This is a genomic window from Verrucomicrobiia bacterium (assembly GCA_035629175.1).
In the GTDB taxonomy this organism is placed as follows: domain Bacteria; phylum Verrucomicrobiota; class Verrucomicrobiia; order Limisphaerales; family DASXHY01; genus DASXHY01.
The window spans coordinates 1-24,005 of the sequence record DASPIL010000091.1; the positions used below are offsets into that span (position 1 = coordinate 1).

General features: G+C 57.7%; 26 protein-coding genes. 12 read left to right on the forward strand and 14 right to left on the reverse strand.

The genetic code is table 11. The features are described from left to right. The 5 genes from VEH04_15380 to VEH04_15400 form a co-directional block, all read left to right on the forward strand. Positions 1-231: ATP-binding cassette domain-containing protein (locus tag VEH04_15380; GenBank protein HYG24160.1), on the forward strand; the 231-nt coding region annotated here is incomplete at its 5' end. A 4-nt stretch (positions 232-235) separates the two neighbouring features. Further along, the gene (locus tag VEH04_15385; GenBank protein HYG24161.1) at positions 236-1,534 is read left to right on the forward strand and encodes an FtsX-like permease family protein; all 1,299 of its coding nucleotides are present in this window, start codon (positions 236-238) and stop codon (positions 1,532-1,534) included. After that, positions 1,535-2,368 carry an FRG domain-containing protein gene (locus tag VEH04_15390; GenBank protein ID HYG24162.1) on the forward strand — a complete coding sequence of 278 codons (834 nt, stop codon included), beginning with the start codon at positions 1,535-1,537 and terminating at the stop codon, positions 2,366-2,368. After that, a complete protein-coding gene (locus VEH04_15395; protein ID HYG24163.1) occupies positions 2,365-3,546 on the forward strand; it encodes an ABC transporter permease in 1,182 nt (393 codons plus the stop codon). Before VEH04_15390 ends, VEH04_15395 begins: the two co-directional genes overlap by 4 nt. 99 nt (positions 3,547-3,645) lie before the next feature. Further along, complete coding sequence (locus tag VEH04_15400; protein ID HYG24164.1) at positions 3,646-4,593, forward strand: efflux RND transporter periplasmic adaptor subunit; 948 nt, start codon at positions 3,646-3,648, stop codon at positions 4,591-4,593. 107 nt (positions 4,594-4,700) lie between these two features. On the opposite strand, the gene VEH04_15405 is transcribed toward VEH04_15400, so the two are convergent. Then, entirely contained in the window at positions 4,701-6,617 is a 1,917-nt protein-coding gene (locus VEH04_15405; GenBank protein ID HYG24165.1) for a hypothetical protein, read from the reverse strand. Between the two features lie 118 nt (positions 6,618-6,735). Between VEH04_15405 and VEH04_15410 the strand changes: the two genes are divergently transcribed. The 6 genes from VEH04_15410 to VEH04_15435 all read left to right on the forward strand — a co-directional run bounded on the left by VEH04_15410 (position 6,736) and on the right by VEH04_15435 (position 11,236). Further along, positions 6,736-7,395 carry a fused MFS/spermidine synthase gene (locus VEH04_15410; GenBank protein HYG24166.1) on the forward strand — a complete coding sequence of 220 codons (660 nt, stop codon included), beginning with the start codon at positions 6,736-6,738 and terminating at the stop codon, positions 7,393-7,395. After that, on the forward strand, positions 7,392-8,312 hold the full coding sequence (locus VEH04_15415; GenBank protein HYG24167.1) for a fused MFS/spermidine synthase: 921 nt from the start codon (positions 7,392-7,394) through the stop codon (positions 8,310-8,312). The genes VEH04_15410 and VEH04_15415 overlap by 4 nt, the downstream gene beginning before the upstream one ends. A 73-nt stretch (positions 8,313-8,385) precedes the next feature. Next, entirely contained in the window at positions 8,386-8,937 is a 552-nt protein-coding gene (locus tag VEH04_15420; GenBank protein HYG24168.1) for an RNA polymerase sigma factor, read from the forward strand. A gap of 100 nt (positions 8,938-9,037) precedes the next feature. Beyond that, entirely contained in the window at positions 9,038-9,856 is an 819-nt protein-coding gene (locus VEH04_15425; GenBank protein HYG24169.1) for a hypothetical protein, read from the forward strand. Beyond that, positions 9,853-10,509: a hypothetical protein gene (locus VEH04_15430; protein HYG24170.1), complete on the forward strand. Its 657-nt coding sequence runs from the start codon at positions 9,853-9,855 to the stop codon at positions 10,507-10,509. The genes VEH04_15425 and VEH04_15430 overlap by 4 nt, the downstream gene beginning before the upstream one ends. Positions 10,510-10,666: 157 nt before the next feature. Continuing rightward, positions 10,667-11,236: a LysM peptidoglycan-binding domain-containing protein gene (locus tag VEH04_15435; GenBank protein HYG24171.1), complete on the forward strand. Its 570-nt coding sequence runs from the start codon at positions 10,667-10,669 to the stop codon at positions 11,234-11,236. A 23-nt stretch (positions 11,237-11,259) separates the two neighbouring features. On the opposite strand, the gene VEH04_15440 is transcribed toward VEH04_15435, so the two are convergent. The 3 genes from VEH04_15440 to hpnH all read right to left on the reverse strand — a co-directional run bounded on the left by VEH04_15440 (position 11,260) and on the right by hpnH (position 15,446). Beyond that, positions 11,260-12,150, reverse strand: coding sequence for a DUF6268 family outer membrane beta-barrel protein (locus VEH04_15440; protein ID HYG24172.1), 891 nt, complete (start codon positions 12,148-12,150; stop codon positions 11,260-11,262). Between the two features lie 204 nt (positions 12,151-12,354). Continuing rightward, on the reverse strand, positions 12,355-13,803 hold the full coding sequence (gene hpnJ, locus VEH04_15445) for a hopanoid biosynthesis associated radical SAM protein HpnJ (GenBank protein ID HYG24173.1): 1,449 nt from the start codon (positions 13,801-13,803) through the stop codon (positions 12,355-12,357). 212 nt (positions 13,804-14,015) lie between these two features. After that, positions 14,016-15,446, reverse strand: coding sequence for an adenosyl-hopene transferase HpnH (gene hpnH, locus VEH04_15450; protein ID HYG24174.1), 1,431 nt, complete (start codon positions 15,444-15,446; stop codon positions 14,016-14,018). 452 nt (positions 15,447-15,898) lie between these two features. On the opposite strand from hpnH, the gene VEH04_15455 reads away from it, so the two are divergent. Further along, complete coding sequence (locus VEH04_15455) at positions 15,899-16,558, forward strand: hypothetical protein (GenBank protein HYG24175.1); 660 nt, start codon at positions 15,899-15,901, stop codon at positions 16,556-16,558. A gap of 1 nt (position 16,559) precedes the next feature. On the opposite strand, the gene ispE is transcribed toward VEH04_15455, so the two are convergent. From ispE to VEH04_15505, 10 genes are all read right to left on the reverse strand, one after another. Then, positions 16,560-17,435, reverse strand: coding sequence for a 4-(cytidine 5'-diphospho)-2-C-methyl-D-erythritol kinase (gene ispE / locus VEH04_15460; protein HYG24176.1), 876 nt, complete (start codon positions 17,433-17,435; stop codon positions 16,560-16,562). Positions 17,436-17,487: 52 nt separating this feature from the next. Beyond that, positions 17,488-17,928: an exosortase system-associated protein, TIGR04073 family gene (locus VEH04_15465; protein HYG24177.1), complete on the reverse strand. Its 441-nt coding sequence runs from the start codon at positions 17,926-17,928 to the stop codon at positions 17,488-17,490. 109 nt (positions 17,929-18,037) lie between these two features. Further along, positions 18,038-19,123, reverse strand: coding sequence for a twin-arginine translocase subunit TatC (gene tatC / locus VEH04_15470; protein HYG24178.1), 1,086 nt, complete (start codon positions 19,121-19,123; stop codon positions 18,038-18,040). Between the two features lie 20 nt (positions 19,124-19,143). After that, complete coding sequence (locus tag VEH04_15475; GenBank protein ID HYG24179.1) at positions 19,144-19,401, reverse strand: twin-arginine translocase TatA/TatE family subunit; 258 nt, start codon at positions 19,399-19,401, stop codon at positions 19,144-19,146. A gap of 99 nt (positions 19,402-19,500) precedes the next feature. Continuing rightward, the gene (locus tag VEH04_15480) at positions 19,501-20,094 is read right to left on the reverse strand and encodes an OmpA family protein (protein ID HYG24180.1); all 594 of its coding nucleotides are present in this window, start codon (positions 20,092-20,094) and stop codon (positions 19,501-19,503) included. A 24-nt stretch (positions 20,095-20,118) separates the two neighbouring features. Beyond that, complete coding sequence (locus VEH04_15485; protein ID HYG24181.1) at positions 20,119-20,709, reverse strand: OmpA family protein; 591 nt, start codon at positions 20,707-20,709, stop codon at positions 20,119-20,121. A 19-nt stretch (positions 20,710-20,728) separates the two neighbouring features. Then, a complete protein-coding gene (locus tag VEH04_15490) occupies positions 20,729-21,889 on the reverse strand; it encodes a hypothetical protein (protein HYG24182.1) in 1,161 nt (386 codons plus the stop codon). Next, entirely contained in the window at positions 21,886-22,755 is an 870-nt protein-coding gene (locus VEH04_15495; GenBank protein ID HYG24183.1) for a TonB family protein, read from the reverse strand. Before VEH04_15495 ends, VEH04_15490 begins: the two co-directional genes overlap by 4 nt. Continuing rightward, on the reverse strand, positions 22,752-23,168 hold the full coding sequence (locus VEH04_15500) for a biopolymer transporter ExbD (GenBank protein ID HYG24184.1): 417 nt from the start codon (positions 23,166-23,168) through the stop codon (positions 22,752-22,754). Before VEH04_15500 ends, VEH04_15495 begins: the two co-directional genes overlap by 4 nt. After that, complete coding sequence (locus VEH04_15505; GenBank protein HYG24185.1) at positions 23,165-23,890, reverse strand: MotA/TolQ/ExbB proton channel family protein; 726 nt, start codon at positions 23,888-23,890, stop codon at positions 23,165-23,167. The genes VEH04_15500 and VEH04_15505 overlap by 4 nt, the downstream gene beginning before the upstream one ends. Positions 23,891-24,005 lie beyond the last annotated feature (115 nt).

Below are 24,005 nucleotides of genomic sequence, written 5' to 3' on the forward strand. Positions count from 1 at the left end.
CAGGAGCAACGCGTCGCCATTGCGCGGGCGCTCGTGACGGATCCCAGCCTGGTCGTTGCGGACGAGCCAACGGGCAATCTGGATTCGCACTCCGCCCAGGAGGTGCTGACCGTCTTGCAATCATTGAGCCGCACGGCATCCAAGACCGTCATCATGGTCACGCACGATCCGAAAGCGGCGGCTTATGGCTCGCGGTCGATTCACCTGGAAAAGGGGGAATTGACGAACTGAAGGCATGACCGCCGCCACGTTCATCGTCAAGAATGCCTTGCGCAACAAGCGCCGCGCGACGCTTTCAATACTGAGCGTCGCTGTCAGCCTGTTTCTACTCGTGTTCCTTTTGGTGACGTTGCGCGAACTGACCTTGCCACCTGAGGATGTTGGGGCAGCGTTGCGCGTTGCCGTGCGCAACAAGATCAGCATCGCCAATCTTCTTCCCGCGAAGCAACTGCCTGTCATCGAGCGCGTCCCTGGGGTTGAAGCTGTTTCGCCGTTCACCTGGTTTGGTGGCAAGTACCAGAACGAAGAAAGCATGACGTTCGCGCAGTTCGCCATGGATGCGAAAAAGCTTCGAACGGTTTTTGGCGAGGCGAAGATGTCGGCTGCGGAATACGACGCCTTTGAGAGCATTCGCGATTCATGCATCATCGGGAAAGTCACTGCTGAGAAATACAAGCTGAAGGTCGGCGACAAGATCACTCTCGAAAGCACGATCTATCCGTGCACGCTCAACTTTCGAATCGTCGGGATTTATGCGGGAACTGCGGATGACCGGAACATGCTGTTCCATCACGAGTACCTCGATGATGCCTGCGATAATGCGGGCTGGGTGGGCATGTGGTGGTTGCGCGTTGCGAGTCCGGATGACATGCCGCGCGTGATCAGCGCGGTGAACAAGGCATTCGAGAACACGTCGGCGGAAGTGCGCGCCGAAAGCGAACGGGCGTTTCAACTCAGCTTCATATCCATGCTCGGCAACGTCCGCGTTTTGATCGGCTCGATTTCCAGCGTGGTGGTGTTCACCCTGATTCTTGTTTCGGCAAGCACGATGAGCATGGCGATTCGGGAGCGCTTTCGCGAGCTGGCCATCCTGAAGGCGATCGGTTTTCGACGGCGCGAGCTGTTCGCTTTCATCCTCGCGGAGAGCTTTGGACTCGCTCTCGCTGGATTGGTCGTGGGCGCGGGCGGAGCCTGGCTGCTGTTCACCCATGGCGAAATCGCAGGAGGCGTGCTGATGGCTGTCTCAGCATTGATCGCGGTGTCGATGTTCAACCATCTGTTTCACCGGCGAATCCTCAGTGCGGTGTTTGCCCTGTTGATCGCGCTGCTGGTCGGCAGTATCGGTATGTGGGCGTATCAGAATCCCGACATCTCGAAAATGACGAACGGCTTTTTCATCACGTTTGAAGTGACTCCAAAGATCCTCGCCATTACTGCAATCGTGGCCGCAGCGCTGGGGATTATTTCCAGCCTGGCACCCGCGCTGTCGGTCGCGCGGATGAGCGTTGTCAGCGGACTTAAAACCCTGGATTGAATGAAGCACGCGCAATTTGTCTTTGAAGAGGCGGGCACAATCCGCAGCGTGGAACACTTTCTCGCGGAGATAAAACGCGCCGCGGGAGCTGGCGATTTCGGCCTGTATTTTCGCGGGCACGGCCAGCCGACCGAGGGATTGATGCCGTCCATCGGACGCAAACACTATTACCTCGGCCGTTCCGTGACATTTTCTTCCGAGCAGGAAAAAAGCCTGCTGTTGCAGTTCCGCCGCCACAGTTACGAACACTTTGGACGCATAGCGAGTGAATGGGAGAACCTGTTCGTGGCGCGGCATCACGGGCTTCCCACCCGGCTGCTGGATTGGACCTTCAATCCGCTGGTCGCGCTTTACTTCGCCGCCTTTTACGAGAGCGAGGAATTCCTGCCGCCCTCGAGTGAGGACCATATGAGCACGGAGAAGCTGAACGTGGATGGCACAGTCTGGGCCATCCAGCGAAGGCGGAAAATCACCGAGCTCGACGTCTTGCATGATGACACGCCGCCGCTGGAGATTGCAGGGATCAAACTCGTTATGCCCTTCAATCCCACACCACGCATGACTGCGCAGTCGGGCGTGTTCACGATTCACAGCGATCCATGGACGGACATGGTGAAGAGCGCCGGCCAGCCGTACGATCCCACTGACCTGGACGTTTCCAAACTCATCAAATGGACCGTGCGAAGCGAGGACAAGACGGGAATCGTTCTCGACCTGGAGCGCTTGGCAATTAACAGCCGCACCTTGTTTCCGGATGTCGAGGGGCTCGCGCGCGGACTGTGGCAGACGGAGATCATCCGCCAATGCTTTGCGGGTCGGGAGGAAGAGCCGTGACGCTGCCGATCCGTTACAACATTCGGAATGTGTTTGTTCGCTGGCGCGCGACAATGGCAACCATCATCGGAGTGGCGCTGGTCGTCGCGGTTTACATCTTGATTCAATCGCTGGCCGTCGGGCTGGAAAAGTCTGGGCGGAATACGGGAGACCCGCGCAACCTGATGATCGTCAGGAAAGGTTCTACGGCGGAATCGAGCAGCCAGGTGAATCGCACGCAGCTCAAGACGCTGCAATATCTGCCGCAGATTGAGCGGGATGCACAAGGACAACCGTTGATCTCCGCAGACCTTGTCGTGTTGATCAGCCTGCCACGGCAGGACGGGAAGGGTGAGGCCAATGTCACAATGCGTGGGATCTCTCGCGCAGGAGTTGAACTGCGTCCCCAGGTGACGCTGGTCGAAGGCCGCTGGTTTGTGCCGGGCGGGCGCGAAGTCGTGGTGAGCACGAAGATGGCAAAGCGCTTCGCGCAGTGCGCAATCGGCGACAGATTCCGCACGGGAGGTCATGAACTGCACGTGGTGGGACATTTCGACGGCGGCGAAACTGCTTTTGATTCAGAAATCTGGATGGACGCTGACGAGGCGCGGTCGGTGTTCGATCGCGAGAATTATTCAAGCGCCCTTGTGCGGATGCGCAGTCCCGAGGCCGCGCAGGAGTTCATGAAGCGAATCGAGGCGGACAAGCGGTTGCCGCTGCGAGTGGACCCGGAAATTGCGTATTACAGCGAGCAGACGCGCACGTCCCAGATTTTCCAGGTGATCGGCACCTTCCTGGCGGTGTCGATGTCGATCGGCGCATTCTTTGCCGCGATGAACACCATGTACGCGAGCGTTGGTGCGCGCACGCGGGAGATTGGGACGTTGCGCGTGCTGGGGTTCAGGCGGCGAACGATTCTTGCCAGCTTCATTCTTGAGGGGGCGATTCTGGCGGCGATTGGCGGCGCGATTGGCTGTCTCATCTCGCTGGGCCTCCAGAGCCTTTCGGTATTTCTGGGCTGGCAGTTCGGCACGATGAGCTTCAACACCTTCAGTGAAGTGGTCTTTCAGTTTCGCATCACCCCCGGTTTGGCGGCGCAAGGGATGGTTTTTGCGGTTGTGGTGGGAGTACTGGGCAGTTTCTTTCCAGCCGTCAGGGCATCACGGTTGCCTGTGATTGCGGCGTTGAAAGTTGTTTGAGGACTGTTCGTTTCAGGTCCCGTAGTCCCGTAGTCCCGTAGTCCCGTAGTCCCGTTTTCTCTTTTCCCGAATTCACTTTGACTTCATCTTGCGATGCGCATGTCCGACAAACTCAAGAACCTGCAGATCGATCCCGAGAAGAAGCGGCGTCCGCAGGGTTCGCTCTGGGCGATTTTCCTTGGGGTGCTGGGCGTAACCGCGATTGCCATCTTCTATGCCTGGCCGAGGTCGAGTGATAAACAACGGGTGATCAACACCCAGCGCGCAGGCGCCACGAATGTCACCGCGTCCGCGTCAAGGTCCTCATCAACCAACGATAACGTCGCGCTGACAGTGAGCGGATACATCATTAATCGGGAGCGCATCGAACTCAGCCCGCGGTTTCTGGGTGTCGTGAAATGGATTGGCGTGAAGAAAGGGGATGCCGTGACAAACGGGCAGGTCGTCGTGCTGCTGGATGATGCGGAATATCGTGCCCGATTGCAGCAGTCTGCGGGAGCCCTCGCATCGGCGCAGGCAAACCTCGACAAGGCTGAGCTGGATTTTCGCCGCATTGAGGAGCTGGCGCGAACCGACATTGAATCGAGGCAGCGGCTCGATGACGCACGGATCCAATTGCAGGCTGCGCGGGCCAACGTAAGCGAAGTGCAGGGAATGCATCAGCTTGCGCAAACCTATGTCGATTGGTGCACGATCCGCTCCCCCATCAACGGCGTCGTGCTTGAGAAGCTGGTTGATCCTGAGGAACTCGTCGTCCCGCAGAGCTTCGGCGGACTGCGCGGGCCGAGCACCGCGTTGCTGGCTGTCGCGGATCCAAAGGATCTCCAGGTGGAGATTGATCTAAACGAAGCGGACCTTTCAAAAGTTGCGCTCGATCAGAAGTGCCGCGTCACACCCGAAGCATATCCCGACCGGCATTATGATGGCGTGGTCGCCGAGATTGCGCCAGAAGCGGATCGCGCGAAGGGCACGTTGCAGATCAAGGTGCAGGTGCTGGACCCCGACGAATTCCTGACCCCGCAACTGAGCGCACGCGTGGAGTTTTAGACGCATAGCCGTGAGGCGAATCGGCCATTGGACAGGGCCGGTTATCGTGACTTAAACTCCCATTTTGTCGCTGAGCACAACATCCAGAACGTGCAAGGACGAAACTTTTAGTGGCCATGCTTCGGGGAAACCAGCCTGAAAAACCTTGGTTCCGCTACGATGATGTTGGTGATTGAAGCGGTGGTCCCATCGCCGGTCAAAGCGGTATAAGGAATGTCAGCCCATGAATTACCAAACGGTTCTGCGGCGGCTTGCAATTGATACGCAATCCCGGGAATCGTTGGAAACCGGAGAACCACCTGTCCGGTTTGTTGACCAAGTGATAGATGAAGTGACGGTTGGTTGAGCATGACAAAACTTTGATCGAACCCGGCCGCGATCTGTGGAACTCCAATCAAGCCGACGGGAACGGTGATTTGACCGCGATTGTTCCAACCCCATCCAACAATGCGACCGTTGCGCTTCAGCGCCAGGCTGTGCGGATTGCTACCACGGCCGGCGGCAATTTGAATCACGTCGGCCACATCGTCGGGCACGTTTGTTTGGCCCACTTCATTCGCACCCCAGGCAACGACCGTTCCATCCGACCTAAGCGCCATGGAATAATGTGCCCCGCACGAAATCGCAACGACGTTGGACAGTCCCGGCGGGACGTTTGTGACGCCGAACAGGCCGGATCCCCAGGCAATCACGCTGCCGTCGCCGCGAAGTGCAACGCTATGTGCAGAACCGGCAGAGATCGCCACAACATTTGTCAGGCCTGGAGGTATGTTCGTAAGAGTTTCAAGGCCAAAAGCCGTCACTGTCGCATCACTGCGGAGAACCAGACTGTGGGAAGCGCCAGCCGCAACCTTAACAGCATCAATCAACCCTGAGGGAACCTTTGTTTTGCCCCAGGACGATGAGCCCCAGGCAACCACCGTCCCGTTGCCAAGCGCAGCGAGGCAATGGTGCGAGCCGCAGGCGATGTCCGAAACATTGGTTAATCCGGAAGAGACTGTAGCCTTGACGAAGTCGATCTCACCCCACGTCTGGAGGGTGCCATCAACGTGCCGCACGACATTGAAACCGAAGCCGCCTGCAATTTGTGCAACATCGGACATTTGCTGTGGGGTGACGCACTCGCCGGATGTGTTCCGGCCCCAGGCTGACACGACGCCGTTGCTGCTCAGCGCAAGCGAATGATAGGAGCCGGCTGCGATCTTCACCACATTTGTAAGGTTTGAAGGAATGGTGTTCTGCCCGTGATTGTTTAAGCCGCCCCAGCCTACAATTGACCCGTCTTCCTTGAGTGCCAGCCGATGCGTTCCGTTCCCTGCAATCTGTCTCACTGCGCTGACAGATGCGGGAACGAATGCCGACCGGCCCCAGACGAGGACTTCCCCGTCTGCACGCAGGGCCATGCTGTAGTCAAACCCCGCTTCCACAGCCACAATGTTCGTAGCCGCCGGAGGAACGTTCGTTTGCGTGTTATCATTCCGTCCCCACGCGACGACGCTTCCATCACCTCGTAAAGCCAGAGTGTGATCACCGCCCGCTGCTACGGCCGCAACGTTATTGAGACCTGGGGGAACCGTGCACTGGCCGAATAAGTTATAGCCCCACGCGTGCACCGTGCCGTCCGCACTGAGGGCAACGTTATGGCTCCCGCCAGAGGCGATCGCAATCACATCGGCAAGTCCCGCCGGCGTATATGCCAGATCCCCCCAGCTTAGCACTGTTCCGTTTGCTTGAAGCGCGAGGTTGTGAAAGCGCCCGGCGGCAATGGCTATGGCGTTGGTGACGTTTGGGGGAATCGTTGACTGTTGCTGTCGATTACTTCCCCACGCGATCATCTTTCCCGAAGCAGTCAATGCCAGGGTGTGATCTTCGCCGCCTGCGATATCGATGATGGCTTCGTCGGCGGGCAGATACGGGATGACCATCTCACCCCATGCTACAAGCTGCGCCGCGGGAGAGTGTTGTGCTGCGAATCCCGCCATCAACATTAGCAGCAGAGTAAGCAGCTCAGGGGATGGTCTCACGAGATCGGAGAGTAGTGTGACGGCTGGATTTTTGGAAGTGGGGATTCAACCGCGCGGCGGACAGGCACGACCCGCCGTAGGAAACGGCCGACCTGAGAACTCTATTTCCGGCATGCCAATGCATGGATACATTCGGGTCATGATCAAACTCGCTGCCGCGGCTTTCGTGTTTCTTGGCGGGTTTGCTGTCATGGTGCTGGAGATTGTTGGCGCCCGCTATCTCGCGAAAGATTTCGGAGGAACGTTCTATGTATGGATCAGCCAGATCGGAATCATCCTGGTTGCGCTCGCGCTCGGCTATGGCGTGGGCGGTGCGCTTGCGGACAAGTTTCGACGCGCTGGATTTCTTGCAATACCGCTGACCATGGCGGGTTTGTTCATCCTGTTCATCCCCGAGTTTACCCCGCCACTGGTGGATGCAATCGTGATGCGGCATCCGCTGGATCGCGAGATTCCCGCGTTGTGGCAGAAACTGGATCCTGTGCTTGGCAGCACACTGGTGTTCTTTCTCCCGTGCTGCGTCCTGGCCGTGTTATCGCCCTACACCATTCGACTTGCGGCGACGCGGCTTGAAACGGTCGGGGCCATCAGCGGCCTGGTCTACGCAGCCAGCACGGTTGGAAGCATCGCAGGCGTCTTTGGATCAGGTTACATCCTGATCGATTACTTCGACATCTCCGCAATCTTCCGCTGCACGGGGGCGCTCGTTCTAGCGCTTGCAGGATTGAGCCTCATGATGGATCGATGGATGATCAAACCCGAACACCGCAACCCATGAAACGCGCTTCCGCTGCTTTCTTAATGGTTTCGTTGGCGTGGATCTCTGCCATTCCCCTGCGGGCGCAGATGGTTTTCCAGAAGTATTCTCCGTATCATCATGTGCAGGTGATTGACCAGCGTGGCATGCGGATGCTGAGCTTCAATGGAACACAGGAGACACGCATGTCGCTCGCAAACCCGCTGCAGGGACACTTCGAATACACCGAGTTCTTCCATATGCCGTGGCTTTGGAACAGGAGCATGAAGCGGGTTCTAATGATCGGTCTCGGCGGCGGCAGCACGCAACGCTCGTTCCTGCACTACTACACCAACACGGTGATCGATACGGTGGAGATCGATCCCGTTGTTGTTGATGTGGCAAAGCAGTTCTTTTCCGTTCCAGAATCGCCACGTCACAAGATTCACAACGAAGATGGCCGCGTCTTTCTTCGGCGGACCCGAGAACAGTACGACGCCATCATGCTGGACGCTTACACTACGACGCGCTACGGCTCTTCAATCCCGCCGCACCTGACCACGAAGGAGTTTTTCCAGTTGGCGGACGGCCACATGACCACCAACGGCGTGCTGGCTTACAATGTGATTGGACAGGTGCAGGGCTGGAAGGCGGACATCATCGGCGGAATGTTCCGAACGATGAAGGAGGTGTTCCCGAATGTTTATTTGTTTCCGGCGGCGTCGAGCAGAAATGTGGTGCTGGTCGCAACGAAATCGGCAGAACGGGTGAATCTGGATTGGGTGCAGCAAGAGGCGGCTGGATTGGCGAGCTCAAACATCGTGCGCCTACCCGCCTTCGGGATTCGGGCGCTATCGTTCAGGGATGTGACTCCAAGTTCCGCCGCTTCCGCGCCTGTTTTCACGGATGAGCACGCACCCGTTGAGCGCTTGATGCGCAGCGGCGCTACGGGGCGATGATGAGCCGCGTAAGTGTTGCAGAAAGTTTTTTTGTCCACCGTGCCCCTGAACTTCGACATAAGTGGTGAGAACGATGGATGTGACGGCTCGCGAAATCAAAGAGCTCGCCTGCAGCGATCCCGCTGCGGCGACGGCCGTTCTCATTGAACAGCTTTATGAACGCATTTACGCCTTTCTGCGGCGCCTCAGCGGGAGCGACTCCGAGGCGGAGGACCTTACGCAGCAAACGTTCCTGCGCGTGCAACGCGCCCTGCCGTCGTTCACCGGGCGGTCGTCAGCGTCATCCTGGACACACGGCATTGCGTATCATGTTTATGTGGACTGGCGCCGCAAGCACCGGCCTGGCGAGCGAGCGTCGGATGAATGGTGGGCTGAATGTGTGTCAAACGACGTCGGACCTGATGCGGCTGCTGCGACATCTGATCTCGCGCAACGACTGTATCGGAGCGTCGATCAGCTTCCCGCTGAGTTGCGCGATGCGGTGCATCTTCACTATTTCCAGGGTCTGACACTCGATGAGACGTCGGAGGCAATGAACATCGCCTCATCCACAGTGAAGTATCGACTGCGCAAGGCGCTGGAACGATTGCAGCACGCATTGGCGGACGAGCGAATTCATTCCTGAAACTATTGCGGTTATGAAACTTGATTCCAACCAACTGGAGCAGCTATTGCGAAGGGCTCCACAGCCGCGCCCGCGTTCCGGGCTAAAGGAGGATCTTCTGATGAATGCTCGAATTCGAAAGCCCCGCGAATCTGTCGCAACCCCGGCCGTGGTTGCGGGCAGGAGACGTTGGTGGTGGCCTGTTCTGATTCCAGCGGGACTGATGCTCTGCTGTATGGTGGTCGTTGGAATTCAGCAGCGGCAAATCGCCGCCCTGAACGCCAGCATCGCCACTCTTCGCGAGGACGCGCAGCAAACTGTGCAAGAACGTTTGCCGTTGGAAACGATGGAGCCGGAAGACTCCCGCACCGTTGCCGGCGACGAAATCAAGCTCCTCCGCGAAACGGCGCTGCAATTGAAAGCCGAGGTCACAGAGTTGGCGCGATTGAAACAGCAGAACGAGGAGATGCGTGTCCGGCTGGCAACAACGCCGGGAAACTCGACGGAGGAAGGGCTGGCGCTTGCAACGGCGAAGGAACGGGCCCAGGCAATTCAATGCGTGAACCATCTGAAACAGGTTGGACTCGCTGCGCGGATATGGGCCGGTGATAACGAGGATCGGTATCCGAAAGACATTGTGACGATGAGCAATGAGCTGAGCACGCCTCGAATTTTGATATGTCCGGCGGATGGGGAACGGAGACCGGCAACTGATTTCGCGTCGTTCACGGCGGCTAACGTTTCGTACGAATGGTCTTCTGATCCACCCGCTTCCGAAATCGAGCCAGCGCGTGTACTGACCCGTTGTCCCTTTCATGGCACCGTCGGCCTGGCCGATGGCAGCGTTCACCTCGGTGCCGCGAAAGAGCATCCCGAATGGTTTGTGCAACGTGACGGAAAGCTCTTCATGGAACGCAGTCCTGCTGCGCAAGAGCGATGATCCTAAGAATTGCTCTCCTGCTGTTGAGTGTCGCAGCCGCAGCATTGCTGGTCGCCGCGTTTGTTCAACAGCGAACCCTGGCGGAATTGCGTTCTCAGGAAAAAGCCCTTCAGCTTGATCGGCGCGCGGCGGAGTCGATGACAAATACTTCGCCACCAGAGGAGCCATCGGTTGCTATTGATCCGGGAATCAAAACGGATTTGCTGCGGCTGCGCAGTGAAGTCGGCAAGTTGATGGCGCTGCGCAAAACGCTGGAGTCCGTACGCTCTGAAAATGAAGCTCTGAAGGTGCAACTTGCAGCGAAGGATTCCGCCAGTTCTCTTCCCGCCGGGTATGTCCGCACCGGCGAGGCGCAGAATGTTGGGATGGGAACGCCAAAGCAAACTTTGGAGACGTGGCTGTGGGCGATGCGAACACGCAACCGTGAGATGGCGCTGCGGGTGTTTACGCCTGAAGCCGCGGACGGAGTCGCCAAGGCGTTCGATGACGGCGACTTCCGCCTTCCGGATTGGTTTTATTTGATCAAGGAGGAACCATTGGCTGAAGGTGGGGTTTGTCTCCACTTGGGGACTGTTCCCGGACGTGAATGGGATCCTATGGAAGTCCGATTCAAATTCATCGGCGGCGGCTGGCGGATTGCTGAACGTTTCTGAATTGTTCGCACCTCGTCGTTCCAGCTGATAGGCCAATGCGCAGGTTGAGTCTTCGAAGGTGCGACAGATTCCGAACCCGAAGGCGCATGTAACGGCTGTGCACGACGGATGCCCACTTGTCACTTGAACGCCCATACGGGCGGTATATTGTCGGCACATGAAACGGATTTCCTTTCTGCTGTTACTCTTGCTCTGTTTTGCGAGCGTTCCCGCGAGCGCACAGGATGCCGCCACTGAAGAGCGGTTTAACAAGTTGGCCGCCCAAATCGAGGTGCTGATCGAGGCGAAGGACGCACAAAATCGAAGGATCGAGCAATTAGGCAAGGCGATCGACGCATTGCAGCAGCAAATGAACAAGCCCACCGCCGCGTATGCGTCAGCGGAGGACGTGAAGGCCTTGTCCGAAAACCTTAAAGAGATCGATCGCAAGCGAAAGGCGGACAACGAAAAGATACTTGAGGACATCCGTCGGGAAGTGGGAACGATCATTCGGTCAGCAACCCCGCCGTCACGCCCGTCGACGTCACCCACAACCCAATCCGGCGGAGGACTTTCGGACAAGGGCTACGAGTATGAAATCCAGTCTGGCGACACGCTCTCCTCGGTCATTGCGGCCTACCGTGCTGAAGGAATCAAGGTGAGCCTGGATCAGGTGAAGAAAGCCAACCCGGGGCTGAACGAGAATCGACTTCGCGTCGGACAGAAAATTTTCATTCCCGCGCCGTAAATCACCGGCTCGCGTTCAGGCATTCAGAACGATCCACTGGCGACGAACTGAACGAACGGGGCGCCATCGGCATTGAACGCTGTGTCGGCCTGACGGAATTCCATTTTGCGCTGGAATGCGCAGCCCCCCTCAAGTGCCACGCCCAACGCCGGGCTTACCTGCCAACGCGTTCCTGCGAGGACTCTTAGTTCACGGTAGCTGAAATCTTCGTCGTTCAGCCGGGGTCGGCCGCGGCGGGAGCCGAAATCCTCGGCGAGCCGGAATGCTGAACTTCGCCATTCGCCTCCTGCGTAAATGGAAACCGAATCATTGATCGTGCGCTCCACCGTAGGCTTCGGCAGAAAGAGGTTTAGCGTCCAGTCGTCTGCGAATTGCCAGCGGACGCCCGGGCCGCCGATGGTTGCAAGGTCGCTGCGCAGGTTCACGTTCAAGCCAAGAGCCAGCAACAATCGCGGGTTCACCTGGTAGGTAAGGGTCAGCAGCACGGGCGCGTTGAAGTCGTCAAAGCTGATGTCCTCGAAGTCGGAGTAAAGGCCGGGGCGAATTTCCGCACGGAAACTCCAATGCTCCTTGAACTGCGCACCATAGCCGAGGCGAAGCGCTGCGGAATAAACATCCTCCGGAACCGGGGCGCTGGAACCGGCGTTGAAGTGGCCGAACTCCCACAGGGGCCCGACGCTCCACGATTGCGTCTCGCGCCATGGAATCAGCGCAGTGACCTGTCCGCGATGCAGGGTGGCATTGAAGTCGCCAAACTCAGAGGAACCGCGTTCCAAGCTGGAATCGAAGGAGTGGGAAACATCGGCGGAATAGGTCCAGCGAACGGCAGTATTGCCATCCTGACGCGCGGGTTGGCCGCAGGCGAGGAACGGCATGCTGCAAACGGTTAAGCCGCCAAAAAGGTGCTTAAACATGGGCGGACATTAAGCCGACTTCGCGTCGCCGCAAGGTGGGAAATACGTTTCGAGTGGGCACGCGACGTCGGCGGCTGTGTGGTACGGGCCGGAAGTTGCGAAGCCTGCGAATCCCCGGTTCTGCGGGCGGGAAAGGTGAATTACGTGACGCAGGCGGAAAACCTGCGACACCGCTGATTTGCAGCCCCGCCCAGGATGACACGCTTAAGCGGTCGCCTTGGCGGCCGCCAGGTCGCTTCGACGTTGGGCCATGCTCTTGAAGAACTCGTATCCTTCACGCAGGCGGCGCACGCAAACGTCCTTGTCTTCCAACATCGTCTTGATGATGCGCAGGATCGGCTTCGGACGCAGATAGTAGCTGCGATAGAATCGCTCCACTTCCTCGAAGATTTGTTCTTTGCTCAGACCTGGGTACTCGAGTGCGCTCTGCTGGAAACCGTCGCCTTCCACGAGATCGCTCTTGTCCTTCTTGGCGAACCATCCATTCAACCTGGCCTGTTCGTAAAGTTCCGTGCCCGGATAAGGTGCCGCAAGCGAGACCTGAAGGCTGAAGACGTCGAGTTCCTGCGCGAAGCGGATCGTTTGCTCAATCGTTTCCTTTGTTTCCACAGGCAGCCCGAGAATGAACGTTCCGTGAATCACCACGCCGGCCTTGTGGCAGTCCTTCGTGAAGCGGCGCATTTCGTCCGTGGTGACACCTTTCTTGATGCGCTTGAGCGTTTCGTCGTTTCCCGATTCGTAGCCCACGAGGAACAGTCGGAGGCCATTGTCCTTGAAGCTCTTGATCGTGTCGTAATCGAGATTGGCGCGGCTGTTGCAGCTCCAGTTGACGCCGAGAGGCCCCAGTTTTTTTGCGATTTCACGGGCGCGGGGCAGATTGGCAGTGAACGTGTCGTCATCGAAGAAGAACTCCCGAACCTGCGGGAAGATCTTCTTCATGTAGGCCATTTCGTCGGCGACATTCTGGGCGCTGCGAACACGGTATTTGTGCCCGCCAATCGTCTGCGGCCACAGGCAGAAGCTGCACTGCGCCGGGCATCCACGGCCTGTGTACATCGACACATACGGATGTTGCAGGTAACCGATGAAATATTTCTCGATCTGCAGATCGCGCCGGTAGACATCGGCCACCCACGGAAGATCATCCATGTTGGCGATCATCTCGCGTTCCGGATTGTGTTTGATCTTTCCATCCTTTTCCCTGTAGGACAGGCCGTTGACCGACGAGAGTTCACGTCCCTCGGCGACCTCCTTGCACGTGTAATCGAATTCCTTGCGGCCAACCCAGTCAATCGCGGGCGATGCCTTCAAGGTTTCCGTCGGCAGCACCATTGCGTGCGCCCCTACAAACCCAATTTTCGTGGAAGGCTTTTGGGCCTTGATGGCTTCAGCAACCTTGCAGTCGTTCTTCAACGAGGGCGTGGAGGTGTTGATGATGACGTGGTCGAAATCCTTGGCGATGCGCAAGCATTCCTCGACGCCAATATTGTGCGGCGGGCAATCGAGCAGCTTCGACCCGGGCACGAGCGCCGCGGGTTGCGCGAGCCACGTCGGATACCAATAGCTGGTGACTTCGCGGCGGGCCTGGTAACGCGCGCCGGCGCCGCCATCGAAACCGTCAAAACTGGGGGGAGAAAGAAACAATGCGCTCATAGATCAATGAAAGGGTGTAGCACAGACTTCGAAGTCTGCTGTATCGCAGGTTTCCAGACCTGCTGGTCGGTCGAGTGCAGACGAATGGGCAGCCGGCGATGGAGCAGATTCGGGCCTATGCGCCGCGTGAGGACCACGGAGTTCCCCGGCGGACGGAGCGCGAGAGAGCAAGTCAAACACTGGCAGCCTTGAAATCATTAAAAGCGAAGCTGTTAACTCGCCTTTTTGGCTTCAGCGATCTTCGCAAGCAATTCATCCCGGGCGGAAGTGTCGCCCGTGCCGCAGGAGGAGCCGCTGGTTCCATTGCCGTTTTCGTGCGAATGCGCCTCTTCCTTGCGAGTGAAAGCGCCCCGTGCGCCTGCAGCCGGATTAATAGCGGCCTTGGCCTCAGCAAGATGACCCTTGCCAATGGTTGAACCATTGAACGCTCGCGCCACCAGATCTGGCGAGGCGGGATACGGCTTCGGACGCGGCCAGAAGTTGTACCTGAAATTCTTCCAATTGTCGCCGGCCTGGTAGTTGGTTCCCAAGGCGCCGCTCGGATCGTATCCGCAATGGACCATGCAGTTTTCGCAGCGCGGATCACGCGCGACCCCGTCGACCACGCCGTACTTGTTCCAATCCACCTTCTGCAGCATTTCCTGATATCCCGAATAGTGGCCATCGGTCATCAGATAACATGGAGCTTTCCAGCCTCGAACGTTGTAGGTGGGGATTGCCCACGCGGTGCAGGTTAATTCACGCTTGCCCGCAAGAAATTCCTGATAAACGGGGGTGCCAAAAATCGTGAACAGGCGGCCCCAGTCAAGAATCTTCGCGAACTTCTGCCGTGTCATATCGCGGGTCAGGAAGAACTCTTTCGGATCGCGGCCCAGCCGCTTGACCATGTCCTTCTTCGCGGCGTCGTAATCGTATCCCGGCGAAATCGTGTGACCATCCACGTTCAGGGAGCTGAGGAACTTGAACATGTCCTCGATTTCCTGAACATCCGTTTCGCGGTAAACCGTTGTATTGGTTGCAACCTGATAGCCCAGGATCTTGGCCATCTTGATGGCTTCGACGCATTCCTTGAACACGCCTTCGCGTTCGACGATGAGGTCGTGCGTGTATTCCAATCCGTCGACGTGAACGTTCCAATACATCCACGTTGTGGGACGGATCACAACCTTCTTGCGCGCGGCATCATCCGCGTTCCGGATCGTTTCAGCTTCCTTTTCCGTGATCAATTTTGCCGCGAGCAGCTCCTTGACCTTCGGCTCAACCTCCGGGGAGTAGATGGCGGCGACGTAATCGCGCATCTTTTTCCGCATAAACATGCCGTTCGTGCAGATATAAATAACGCGTCCCTGATCCAGCAACCCGGCTATCAATTCCTCGATCTTGGGATAAATGAGAGGTTCGCCACCGCAGACTGACACCATGGGAGCATCGCATTCGCGGGCGGCCTCGAGGCACTTCTCAAGCGGCACCATGTCCTTGAGGGATGTGGAGTATTCGCGAATACGCCCGCACCCGGTGCACGTCAAATTACATGTGTGCAGCGGTTCGAGCTGCAGCACCATTGCAAATTTGGGTGTGCGCCGGACCTTGTGTTTAATAATGTGGCCGGCGATTTTCGCCGACAGCGCGAAAGGAAATCGCATAGGGAATCAGATTTGAGCAACTTGTTGGACGGGCTCAGCTCCCGGAACAATGCGTTCGGGATGAGGTGGTGGGTCCGCTTGCAGCAACCCGGGCAGGAAGAAGTCCAACGGCGAAACGGAACGTGACGCGTGAATACCGCCGCAGCCGGTAATAAAAACCAGCAGCGTGGAATAAAAAGCACACAGGAGCCATTTGCCTTTTGATCTCACTCAGGCCGCAGTATAAGACTGGAAGTGTCGTTAGCAATACCTATTTGGGGGGCTATTAACCCATTGCTATTCCGTTCTGGATGAACGTATTAAGCCTACTTGTGTGTTTCCGCTTTGCTCTGCGTTCAGCCTGGCTTTGCTGCTGTCTGGCCACCCTGGATTGTGCAACTTTATGCGTCCGCGGACAGGGCACGAACACTCCCGCCAAGCTGTCGCCGGCCGCCCGAGCGCGACACGATTTTGTGGAGGCGCGGTCCCGCTTCCAGACGAATCCAACCAATTCAGAAATCGCCTGGCATTTCGCCCGCGCATGCTTTGATTTGGCGGAGTTCGCGCGGAACAATTCCGACCGGGCGGAAATTGCCGAGACGGGAATTTCGGTGGCGCGCGACCTGGTTTCGCGGGTTCCGAATCTGGCTCCGGGACGCTATTACCTTGGGATGAACCTCGGACAACTGGCGCGAACCAAGAGTCTCGGAGCTCTTCGCCTGGTTGACCAAATGGAAAAGGAGTTCCTGGCGAGCCAGCGTTTGGATCCGAAATTCGATTACGCCGGTTCGGATCGCAACCTTGGCCTTCTCTACCTGGAGGCGCCTGTGATTGGAAGCATTGGCAGCCGGTCCAAGGCCCGTTCGCATTTGCGCAGGGCCGTTGAGCTGGCACCCGATTATCCCGAAAATCGATTGATCCTGATCGAAGCGTATACCCGATGGGGGGATTCCATGACTGCAGCGCGTGAGTTCAGGGTTCTGCAAGAGAACTGGAGCGGATACCGCAAAACATTCAGCGGAGACAAATGGGAAGTCAGTTGGTCAGACTGGAACACCCGCTTTGAAAAGCTGAAGGAGCAGCTGTCGGATCACGTCGGCAGGCTCGAGATGCCGAGGAAAACCAGACCCTGACTTAGGCAGGAACGATCGCCGTCCAGTGAGTAGTGCCGAACTTGCCAAAGAATCCCTCACGCAGCGATTCCGCCTTTGAGACGCTTTCCGCGATGGCAAATGTGGTCGAACCGCTCCCCGACATCAGGGTCGCCCACGCTCCCTGTTCTCGCAGGAACTCCTGAAACAGCACCAGCAGCGGGTACTTATGCAACGCTGGCGCCTCGAGGGAATTGTAGAACTCCGCGCCAGCCGCCCGCGCATCCCGCTCCCGTAGCAGGCTGACGAGCTTTTCTGCCCGGCCGGGGGTCCCGTTCAACGCGAGAGGGTATTGCGCGAGGGTTTTGTAAGCCCAGGCCGTGGATATTCCAAACCCGGGATGAATCAGCAGGAACGCGGTGCCGTGCAACGCAGCGAAGCCTTCAAGCGGCCTGACGTGCTCACCTCGTCCTGTCGCGAGGGCGGGTCCCGATTGCAGAAAAAACGGAACGTCTGACCCCAAAGTTCCGGCAAGTTGATGAAGCTGATCGAATTCCAGGGGTGATCCGAAGAGTTCATTCAGGGCCTGCAGGGTGATAGCCGCGTTGGCACTCCCTCCGCCGAGGCCCGCAGCGAGGGGAAGATATTTCTCGAGATGAATACGGACGCCGTCCGAAATGCCGGTTCGCTTGCGAAACAACTCTGCCGCTCGGACGACGAGATTGCCTGAGTCGAGCGGCAGGCTGGGATTATTACAAGTCAGCTCAACGGCCACCGCGATTCGTTGAAATGTTAACCGATCGCAAACGGCCACGGGATGCATGATCGTTTCGAGTTCGTGAAATCCATCCGCGCGTTTTCCGAGAATATTCAGGATGAGGTTGACCTTGCAGGGCGACAGTTTGTCCAGGGTCATCATACAAAAAACGCGCCAACGGAAAGTTGGCGCGTGCTGTGGAAGCGAAAGTTCTTCAATGGGTATCGAACACGCGGAAACGGCTGCCGGGCACGAACGGCATCACGTCGCCGCCGCTGTAACCGAAGTAGGTGTCGGTATCGAACATTGAATCAGCCAGGAGGCCGGGCTGGTAGTTGTCGGGATAAACCGGCCCAGGGGCGAGATAGTTTGTGAAGATGGGATCGTAAGGCGGAATGGGCGCCGTCACGATTTCGTAGACACCCAATCCCGTGCGGGCGAGCGTGCGATTGACGCCGCGAATGAAACCAGTGGAGTAGGCTTCATCGGGTGAATCAAATAATGCGGTCTGCTCCATGGTGCGGCGAAATTCTCCGCCGCGGACGATTTCAAAAGTGTTTGCAAAACCGCGACCCATCTTGCGCTCGACATTTGCGCAGCCGGTACCAAGGGCGATCACTCCAATTAGAGCCAATAGGGAAAGGGTTTTTCGCATAGAGTTCGATTCGTTGTCCGGAGATTATCGCGACCCCTCTTTTTGTAAAGAGTGTTTTGGAAATCCGGGAGGTAGGCGTTTCCCGAGGGAGCCGGCTTGATCCGCGCGATTATTTTCCAGCCGCCGGCACGCGCCAGACGTAGACAAGCCATGCGCCGACGCCGCATATGATCAACGCAAGAACCAGCAGGATGAGTTGCCGCCGAACCTTTGCAGGGTTCGGGTGCTCCCAGTAACGCGCGACCTGGACGCTGATTTCATATAACAGCTGCAGCGGGATGAACATGGCGACCTGGGTGATCACTTCGGGCGTCGTGAGAACGGCGCCGAGGATGAGATTGACCACGACCATGTATCGCCGGGCTTTCGAAAGGATGCCATAGTTGAGCACCCCGATCTTCACCAGCGTCAGGATGATGACTGGCAACTCGAAGCCGAGTCCCATGCCGAGCATGAACTTGCAGACGAAGCTGATGTAATCCTCCGCCTTCCATTGAAACGCGCCGAAGCCGAGCCAGTTCGAGTAAAGCTGTGATGCCGATAACGCCAGCGGCATCAGGATGAAATAGCAGAAGAGCACCCCAAGAAAGAACAACCCCCCGCCAAAGAACAGTCCGCGATAGACATATTTCCTCTCCGTCAGCTTCAGTGCGGGAAAGACGAATGCCGCCACGAAATACAGAATAAACGGTCCGGCGAGAACCATCCCGCCGTAAAGCGCCACTTGAAACGCGACGATGAATCCCCCGGCAGGACTGAGATTGATGAGGTCAATCTGCATCTTCTGAGCCTGGGCCGCGACAGTCGGATCTTCGGCAACCCGCCACGAAAGCACCTGGTTTGTGCCGATAACACTGGGCTCAATCTGAATGGCAACGAAACGATTGCTTCCCAGGTTCAGGACGGTCTGTTGCTCGGCCGAGAGGGGATACGTCCCGAGTCGATTGGTGCCGTAAAGGATGGTGGCAACCTGGTTGGTGCCGGGATACTTGATGTTTGCCTGGGTGAGGGGCCACTTGAGAATGTTGACAACGTAGTTGCCGGCAATCAGGCAGAGGAGCATGGCCACGAAAAGCGTGACCGCGCTCTTGATGAGCACCCAGCGAAGATCCTCCAGGTGCTCCAGGAAAGATTTTACTGGTCCGCCTTCGTCCTCTGGTTCGTCAAAGCGTTCCGCTTCCGGTTCGTCGGCCATGGCAGAATGCGTTCAGGCAATCAGCTTTTCGGGCCGGACGAAGACTGCGGGATGGTAGGTTCGGATTCGGCAGCTGTATTTTGCGGAGGCAGGCGCCGCGACGGCGGTGGAGGGGTGTCGTCCGTGGCGTTCTGAATCTCATCAGTCACTTCGCGGGTGGCCTTCTTAAATTCCTTGATGCCTGTTCCCAAGCCCTTCGCCAGTTCTGGCAGTTTCTTGGCCCCGAACAAAATGAGAACCACAGCCAGAATCAGAACGATTTCCCAGCCGCCCAGCATTGCTGCAAAAGTGATATTCATAAAACTAGCGAAAGCACGGTACGTCGCTTCAACTGCCTAGTAAAGTGTCAAAACCGATTTCAATGCGGTGAAACCGCCTTAACGGGGGTGAAGCAGAATGAATTCAGCACGACGATTTCGAGCCCACGCCGACTCGCCCTGGCCGGGATCCGCAGGTCGATCCTCACCGTAGGTGCGTGTGGCGACACGGGCCGGCTCAACACCCATGCCAGCGAGGACTTCGCGCGCAGTCAGGGCGCGGCGATCACCCAGGGACCGATTGTATTCTTCTGTGCCGCGTTCGTCACAGTGACCTTCAACCAGCAGACGGGCCGAAGCATCGCTGCGCAAGGCTGCGGCAACCGACTCCATCTTTGATTGCTCACCGGGTGCAATCGAGTGGCTGTCGTAACCGAAATAAACTGTGTATGCGGCCAGGGCATCGCGATCCTGGTTCATTTGGTCGGGATCGAATTCCGCAGCTTCGCCGCCGCCCGGGGCGCTGCTGAGCGTGCTGTCAAAGCCATCGCCCTGGCCCAGGCGATTGCCTTCCCCGAGGTTTCCACCGGTCAGCCCGATGCCTCCGTTGCGCGGCAGCGGGGTGGCACCGCTCTTCTTGGTTTTGCAACCGGACGCAGTCCCGGCAACCAGCAGCCCGATAATCAACACCGCCGAAAGATTGATGAGTTTCATTTGTCTTTTAGGATTACCGCAAGATCAGGAGGGGGGCGTCAGGAGAATGAACTCACCGCGCCGATTCTGCCGCCAGGCACTGTCGTTGTGGGCGGGATCGACTGGCCGATCCTCGCCAAAGCTGATGGTGTCCACGCGGCCGGTTTCAATTCCGAGGCGCAGCAATTCATCACGGACTGCCAGCGCACGCCGTTCGCCCAGCGTGCGGTTGTATTCTTCGGTTCCACGTTCGTCACAATGACCCTCGACGCGCACTGCATCGCGGGGATGCGATTTCAGGTAATCGGCTACGGCCGCCACCTTGGATTTTTCTTCGTTGCCAAGCGCGGCGCTGTCGAAGCCGAAGCGAACCGTGTGAATCTTGAAAATGTCCGTGTTGTTCGCCCAGCCTTCATGGGAATCTGCTTCAGGCAGCGGCTGCATCGGAGCTTCCGTGGCCGAATCAGAATCGGAGTCCCGTCCTTCGATCGGCGGCATCGTCGGCAAATCCGGGACATGGGCGATCGGTTGATTGGGAATTGTTTCGACCGCCACGGGTTTTTTGCGACAACCGGAAGTTGTCACGCCAAGCATCAGACCCACCGCCAAAAACGTCGCGAAACGCATGGTTTTCATTCTGTTCTTCACGAACAACTTACTTCTCCCAGCTCGGTTGCGAGCTGTTGCCCGAAATTCGGACGACATCCTTGACTTGTTTGGTAGGCGCGTCAAGTAGAGACAGTCCGCGGCGCCCCCCACTGTGTCTGCGAGTGAATGCGATAGTCCGGGAATTCGGTGCCCACGACGGATCCTCGCCTTCAACGAGCTCTGTCACCGTGCCTCCTTCAGCCGCAACGATGCAAATCCGGAAGGAGCGCATCTGCGATGTGAACGCCAGCCACTTGCCGTCCGGAGACCAGTCGGGCTCGGTTGGATTTAGAAAACCAGGCGTCGGAATCGTCTTCACGACGCCGCCCGCGGCTGGGACTTTCGCGAGCGTCCGGCGTCCCTTGATCTCGGTGGCAAACCCGATCCATTGGCTGTCCGCCGACCAGCACGGCGATGATTCCGCTTCGCGCGTTGTTGTCAGCCGCTTCAGATCGGTGCCATCGAGGTTTGCAACGTAGACGTCGGGACTGCCGCCCTTGCTGAGGATCATCGCGACCCGGCTTCCGTCGGGAGACACTGACGGGCTGATGCTGGAGCCGCCGTAGTAGGCGACCTTAGTCCGCGCGCCTGAGGCGAGGTTCTGATGAAAAATCGCGGGGTTGCCGAGTTTGTAGGAAACAAAGCACAGGCCGAATTTTCCTGGAACCCAGGATGGCGCAGCAACGATTGTCTTGTCCGCAGTGACGGGCTGTTGATTGAACCCGTCGAAGTCCGCGACGAAAATTTCGCTGTTCTTTCCTGCGGCCGCTTTGTAGGCGAGACGCGTTCGTGCGATGCCCTTTCTTCCGAGGGCCTCGACAAAATCATCAGCAAAGGCATGCGACTGACGCCGCAGCGAGGCGCCGGAATAGTTCTTGGAAACAAGCGCCTGTCTGGTCACGGAATCAATGACCCTTGCCTGCAGGTTGCCAGCGCTTGTGCCGCTGATCTGATATTGCGCACCCGCGGAATTGGTGAACGCGAAACCCTGCACGTAGAGATCGAACTGGAGAACCTCGGCGGCCTCACCGGAAATCCCGCTCAGCGAGACCCATATCGGCGGTGTGTTGCCGAGGCCGCGAACTGTTTGTTCAATGCTGATGTCCGCAGCGGTTGAAGATAGGAGCGTTGCGGCCGTGACAACTGCGTAAATCGATAGCTTTTTCATCCCATGTACATTTTCGCCGCCCGAACGTTGAAGTTGATGGTCACCTCCCGCTGAGGGGCGGTTTCGGTCGCAGGAAGAGGTGCTGCAAATTTGACGTTGTCCAGTGTCGTGCGCACGGAGCGATCGACGGCTGTGTTGCCAGAAGATTTAACGATGCGCGCGCTGATGACGGTCCCGTCTTTTGCGATGACGATCGAAGCAACCGCCGTGGCGGAGTCGTCCGTCGCGTCATCGGGAACCCGCCAGGCACGGGCATAAACCGATTTGACGGCGTCGTAGAAGTTCGCATAGGGAACGCCTCCTCCGCCCGGGCCCTTGAGCCGGATTTCCGTGCTCCCGGACAAACCGCCGCGGATGCCTGACACGGCGCGATCGAGTCGCTCCGCGAGGCGGCGCTGAGATGCAGCAGCTTCGCGGGCTTGCTGTGCGGCGCGGACCTTTGCCGCTTCCTTTGCATCCGTATTCCGCTTCACCAGGTTCAGGTTCACCTTCGGCTTTGGCCGTTTCGACGAAACCTCGAGCGATTCGCTGTCTTCCTTCTTTTCAGGCTCGGCGGCTTTGGGCTGCGGCCGCGGTTTGGACACGGGCGGTGCCACGATCTCAGGTTCTTTTTGGGCCGGCTTGGGCGGTTCAGGATCGGCTTGCGGTGTTTCAACCTTTGCAGCGGCGGGAAGCTTCGTCACCGTTGGATCGCCGCCCCCCGAGGCCTTCAGATCTGTCGTAACGAGCGGAATGAATTCAATGATCTGCGAGTGGTCTATCGGCGGCTTGCCGGCAAAGAATGCGGGACCGACCAGTAAAATGACGAGCAGCAACAGGTGAATGCCTGTTGAAGCGACCATGCATTTTTTCTGGGTGCGATTCATCGGCGCTGCGGTTCCGTTCGGATGGAATAACGCGTGATCCCATTGCGCTGGCAACGGTCGATCACCGCGGTGAAATCCTTTGTGCGGCTATTTTCATCAGCTCGAATATAAACCACGAGGTTCGGGTTTGCCTTCCAATCCCGCACCAGCAAAGCCTCCAATTGATCCAGTGTCACCCGCCTTTTGTTCAGCAAATAAACGCCCTGCGGACTGACCTCAACCGTGCGGATGTCGGTTTGCGTCACGGGACTGTCGGGCTTGCCGCCCGTGGGGAGCTTGAGCGAGATGCCCTGTTCCAGGAGCGGCGTGGTGATGATGAAGATGATCAACAGGACAAATGCAAGATCCAGCAGTGGCGTGATGTTGATCTCGCTCAGCGTTACCAGGTGACTGCGTTGGGAGAAACGTCTCATTCCTCCTTCAAGTATTCTGTTTCCATCTTCGACACCAATTCCTGCGCGAAATTGTCCAATTCAACGGTCATGACGCGCAAATTGTGTACCAGCCAATTATAACCAAACATGGACGGAATGGCCACGAGCAAGCCGGCCACAGTAGTGATGAGAGCGGCCGCAACGCCGGGTGCCATGGCTGTGAGGCTGGCGCTGCCCTGCATGGCGACGTGGCCGAACGTACTCATGACGCCCCAAACCGTGCCGAGCAGCCCTAAGAACGGTCCGCCGCTGACGGCAATTGCCAGGAGGATCAGGCCGGATTCGAGCTTGAGTGATTCCTGGGCAACGCTGTTTTCCAATGTTCGCTTCACGTGTTCCATGCCTTTCAGTGAAACATATTGCTTCCGCATGCCCTCGCGACTCTTTAAGCGCCGATCCAGCTCAATGCTGCCTGCCCGGTAGACCATGAACAGCGGGCATCCTTCCGCCTCAACACGGCGATCGTAGACGTCGAGGACACCCTTTTGAGATCGAAATTCAGCAGTGAAGAAATGGTTCAGTTTCTTGGCGCGCCGCATTTGGGCGGCCTTGGAAAACATGACGAACCACGCGACGATGGAAAAGACGGCAAGACAGAGGATGATGACTTTGGCTTCAATCGTGGCTTGGCGCCAGATGTAGACCAGTTCGTACTCGCCGGCTTTTGCGGCGGCGGCCGCGAAAAATATAGGCACGTTCATTCCAACACGATATTCGTCCGCAAACTTGGTCGTGAGGAACCGACGCGCCCACGCGGAATTCGTTCAACAGGATTTAAAATTGTGCCGGCTTTGCGGGCCGACAGGCTTTCTTCTA

Excerpts from the sequence above, each read along its gene's own strand:
- VEH04_15490 (HYG24182.1), bottom strand. The coding sequence starts at position 21,889 with ATGAAAAAGCTATCGATTTACGCAGTTGTCACGGCCGCAACGCTCCTA.
- VEH04_15415 (HYG24167.1), top strand. The coding sequence starts at position 7,392 with ATGAAACGCGCTTCCGCTGCTTTCTTAATGGTTTCGTTGGCGTGGATC.
- VEH04_15435 (HYG24171.1), top strand. The coding sequence starts at position 10,667 with ATGAAACGGATTTCCTTTCTGCTGTTACTCTTGCTCTGTTTTGCGAGC.
- tatC (HYG24178.1), bottom strand. The coding sequence starts at position 19,123 with ATGGCCGACGAACCGGAAGCGGAACGCTTTGACGAACCAGAGGACGAA.
- VEH04_15475 (HYG24179.1), bottom strand. The coding sequence starts at position 19,401 with ATGCTGGGCGGCTGGGAAATCGTTCTGATTCTGGCTGTGGTTCTCATT.
- ispE (HYG24176.1), bottom strand. The coding sequence starts at position 17,435 with ATGATGACCCTGGACAAACTGTCGCCCTGCAAGGTCAACCTCATCCTG.
- VEH04_15440 (HYG24172.1), bottom strand. The coding sequence starts at position 12,150 with ATGTTTAAGCACCTTTTTGGCGGCTTAACCGTTTGCAGCATGCCGTTC.
- VEH04_15410 (HYG24166.1), top strand. The coding sequence starts at position 6,736 with ATGCATGGATACATTCGGGTCATGATCAAACTCGCTGCCGCGGCTTTC.
- VEH04_15505 (HYG24185.1), bottom strand. The coding sequence starts at position 23,890 with ATGAACGTGCCTATATTTTTCGCGGCCGCCGCCGCAAAAGCCGGCGAG.
- hpnJ (HYG24173.1), bottom strand. The coding sequence starts at position 13,803 with ATGAGCGCATTGTTTCTTTCTCCCCCCAGTTTTGACGGTTTCGATGGC.
- VEH04_15430 (HYG24170.1), top strand. The coding sequence starts at position 9,853 with ATGATCCTAAGAATTGCTCTCCTGCTGTTGAGTGTCGCAGCCGCAGCA.
- VEH04_15495 (HYG24183.1), bottom strand. The coding sequence starts at position 22,755 with ATGAATCGCACCCAGAAAAAATGCATGGTCGCTTCAACAGGCATTCAC.
- VEH04_15390 (HYG24162.1), top strand. The coding sequence starts at position 1,535 with ATGAAGCACGCGCAATTTGTCTTTGAAGAGGCGGGCACAATCCGCAGC.
- VEH04_15485 (HYG24181.1), bottom strand. The coding sequence starts at position 20,709 with ATGAAAACCATGCGTTTCGCGACGTTTTTGGCGGTGGGTCTGATGCTT.
- VEH04_15425 (HYG24169.1), top strand. The coding sequence starts at position 9,038 with ATGAATGCTCGAATTCGAAAGCCCCGCGAATCTGTCGCAACCCCGGCC.
- VEH04_15465 (HYG24177.1), bottom strand. The coding sequence starts at position 17,928 with ATGCGAAAAACCCTTTCCCTATTGGCTCTAATTGGAGTGATCGCCCTT.
- VEH04_15480 (HYG24180.1), bottom strand. The coding sequence starts at position 20,094 with ATGAAACTCATCAATCTTTCGGCGGTGTTGATTATCGGGCTGCTGGTT.
- VEH04_15420 (HYG24168.1), top strand. The coding sequence starts at position 8,386 with ATGGATGTGACGGCTCGCGAAATCAAAGAGCTCGCCTGCAGCGATCCC.
- VEH04_15500 (HYG24184.1), bottom strand. The coding sequence starts at position 23,168 with ATGAGACGTTTCTCCCAACGCAGTCACCTGGTAACGCTGAGCGAGATC.
- VEH04_15400 (HYG24164.1), top strand. The coding sequence starts at position 3,646 with ATGTCCGACAAACTCAAGAACCTGCAGATCGATCCCGAGAAGAAGCGG.
- hpnH (HYG24174.1), bottom strand. The coding sequence starts at position 15,446 with ATGCGATTTCCTTTCGCGCTGTCGGCGAAAATCGCCGGCCACATTATT.
- VEH04_15385 (HYG24161.1), top strand. The coding sequence starts at position 236 with ATGACCGCCGCCACGTTCATCGTCAAGAATGCCTTGCGCAACAAGCGC.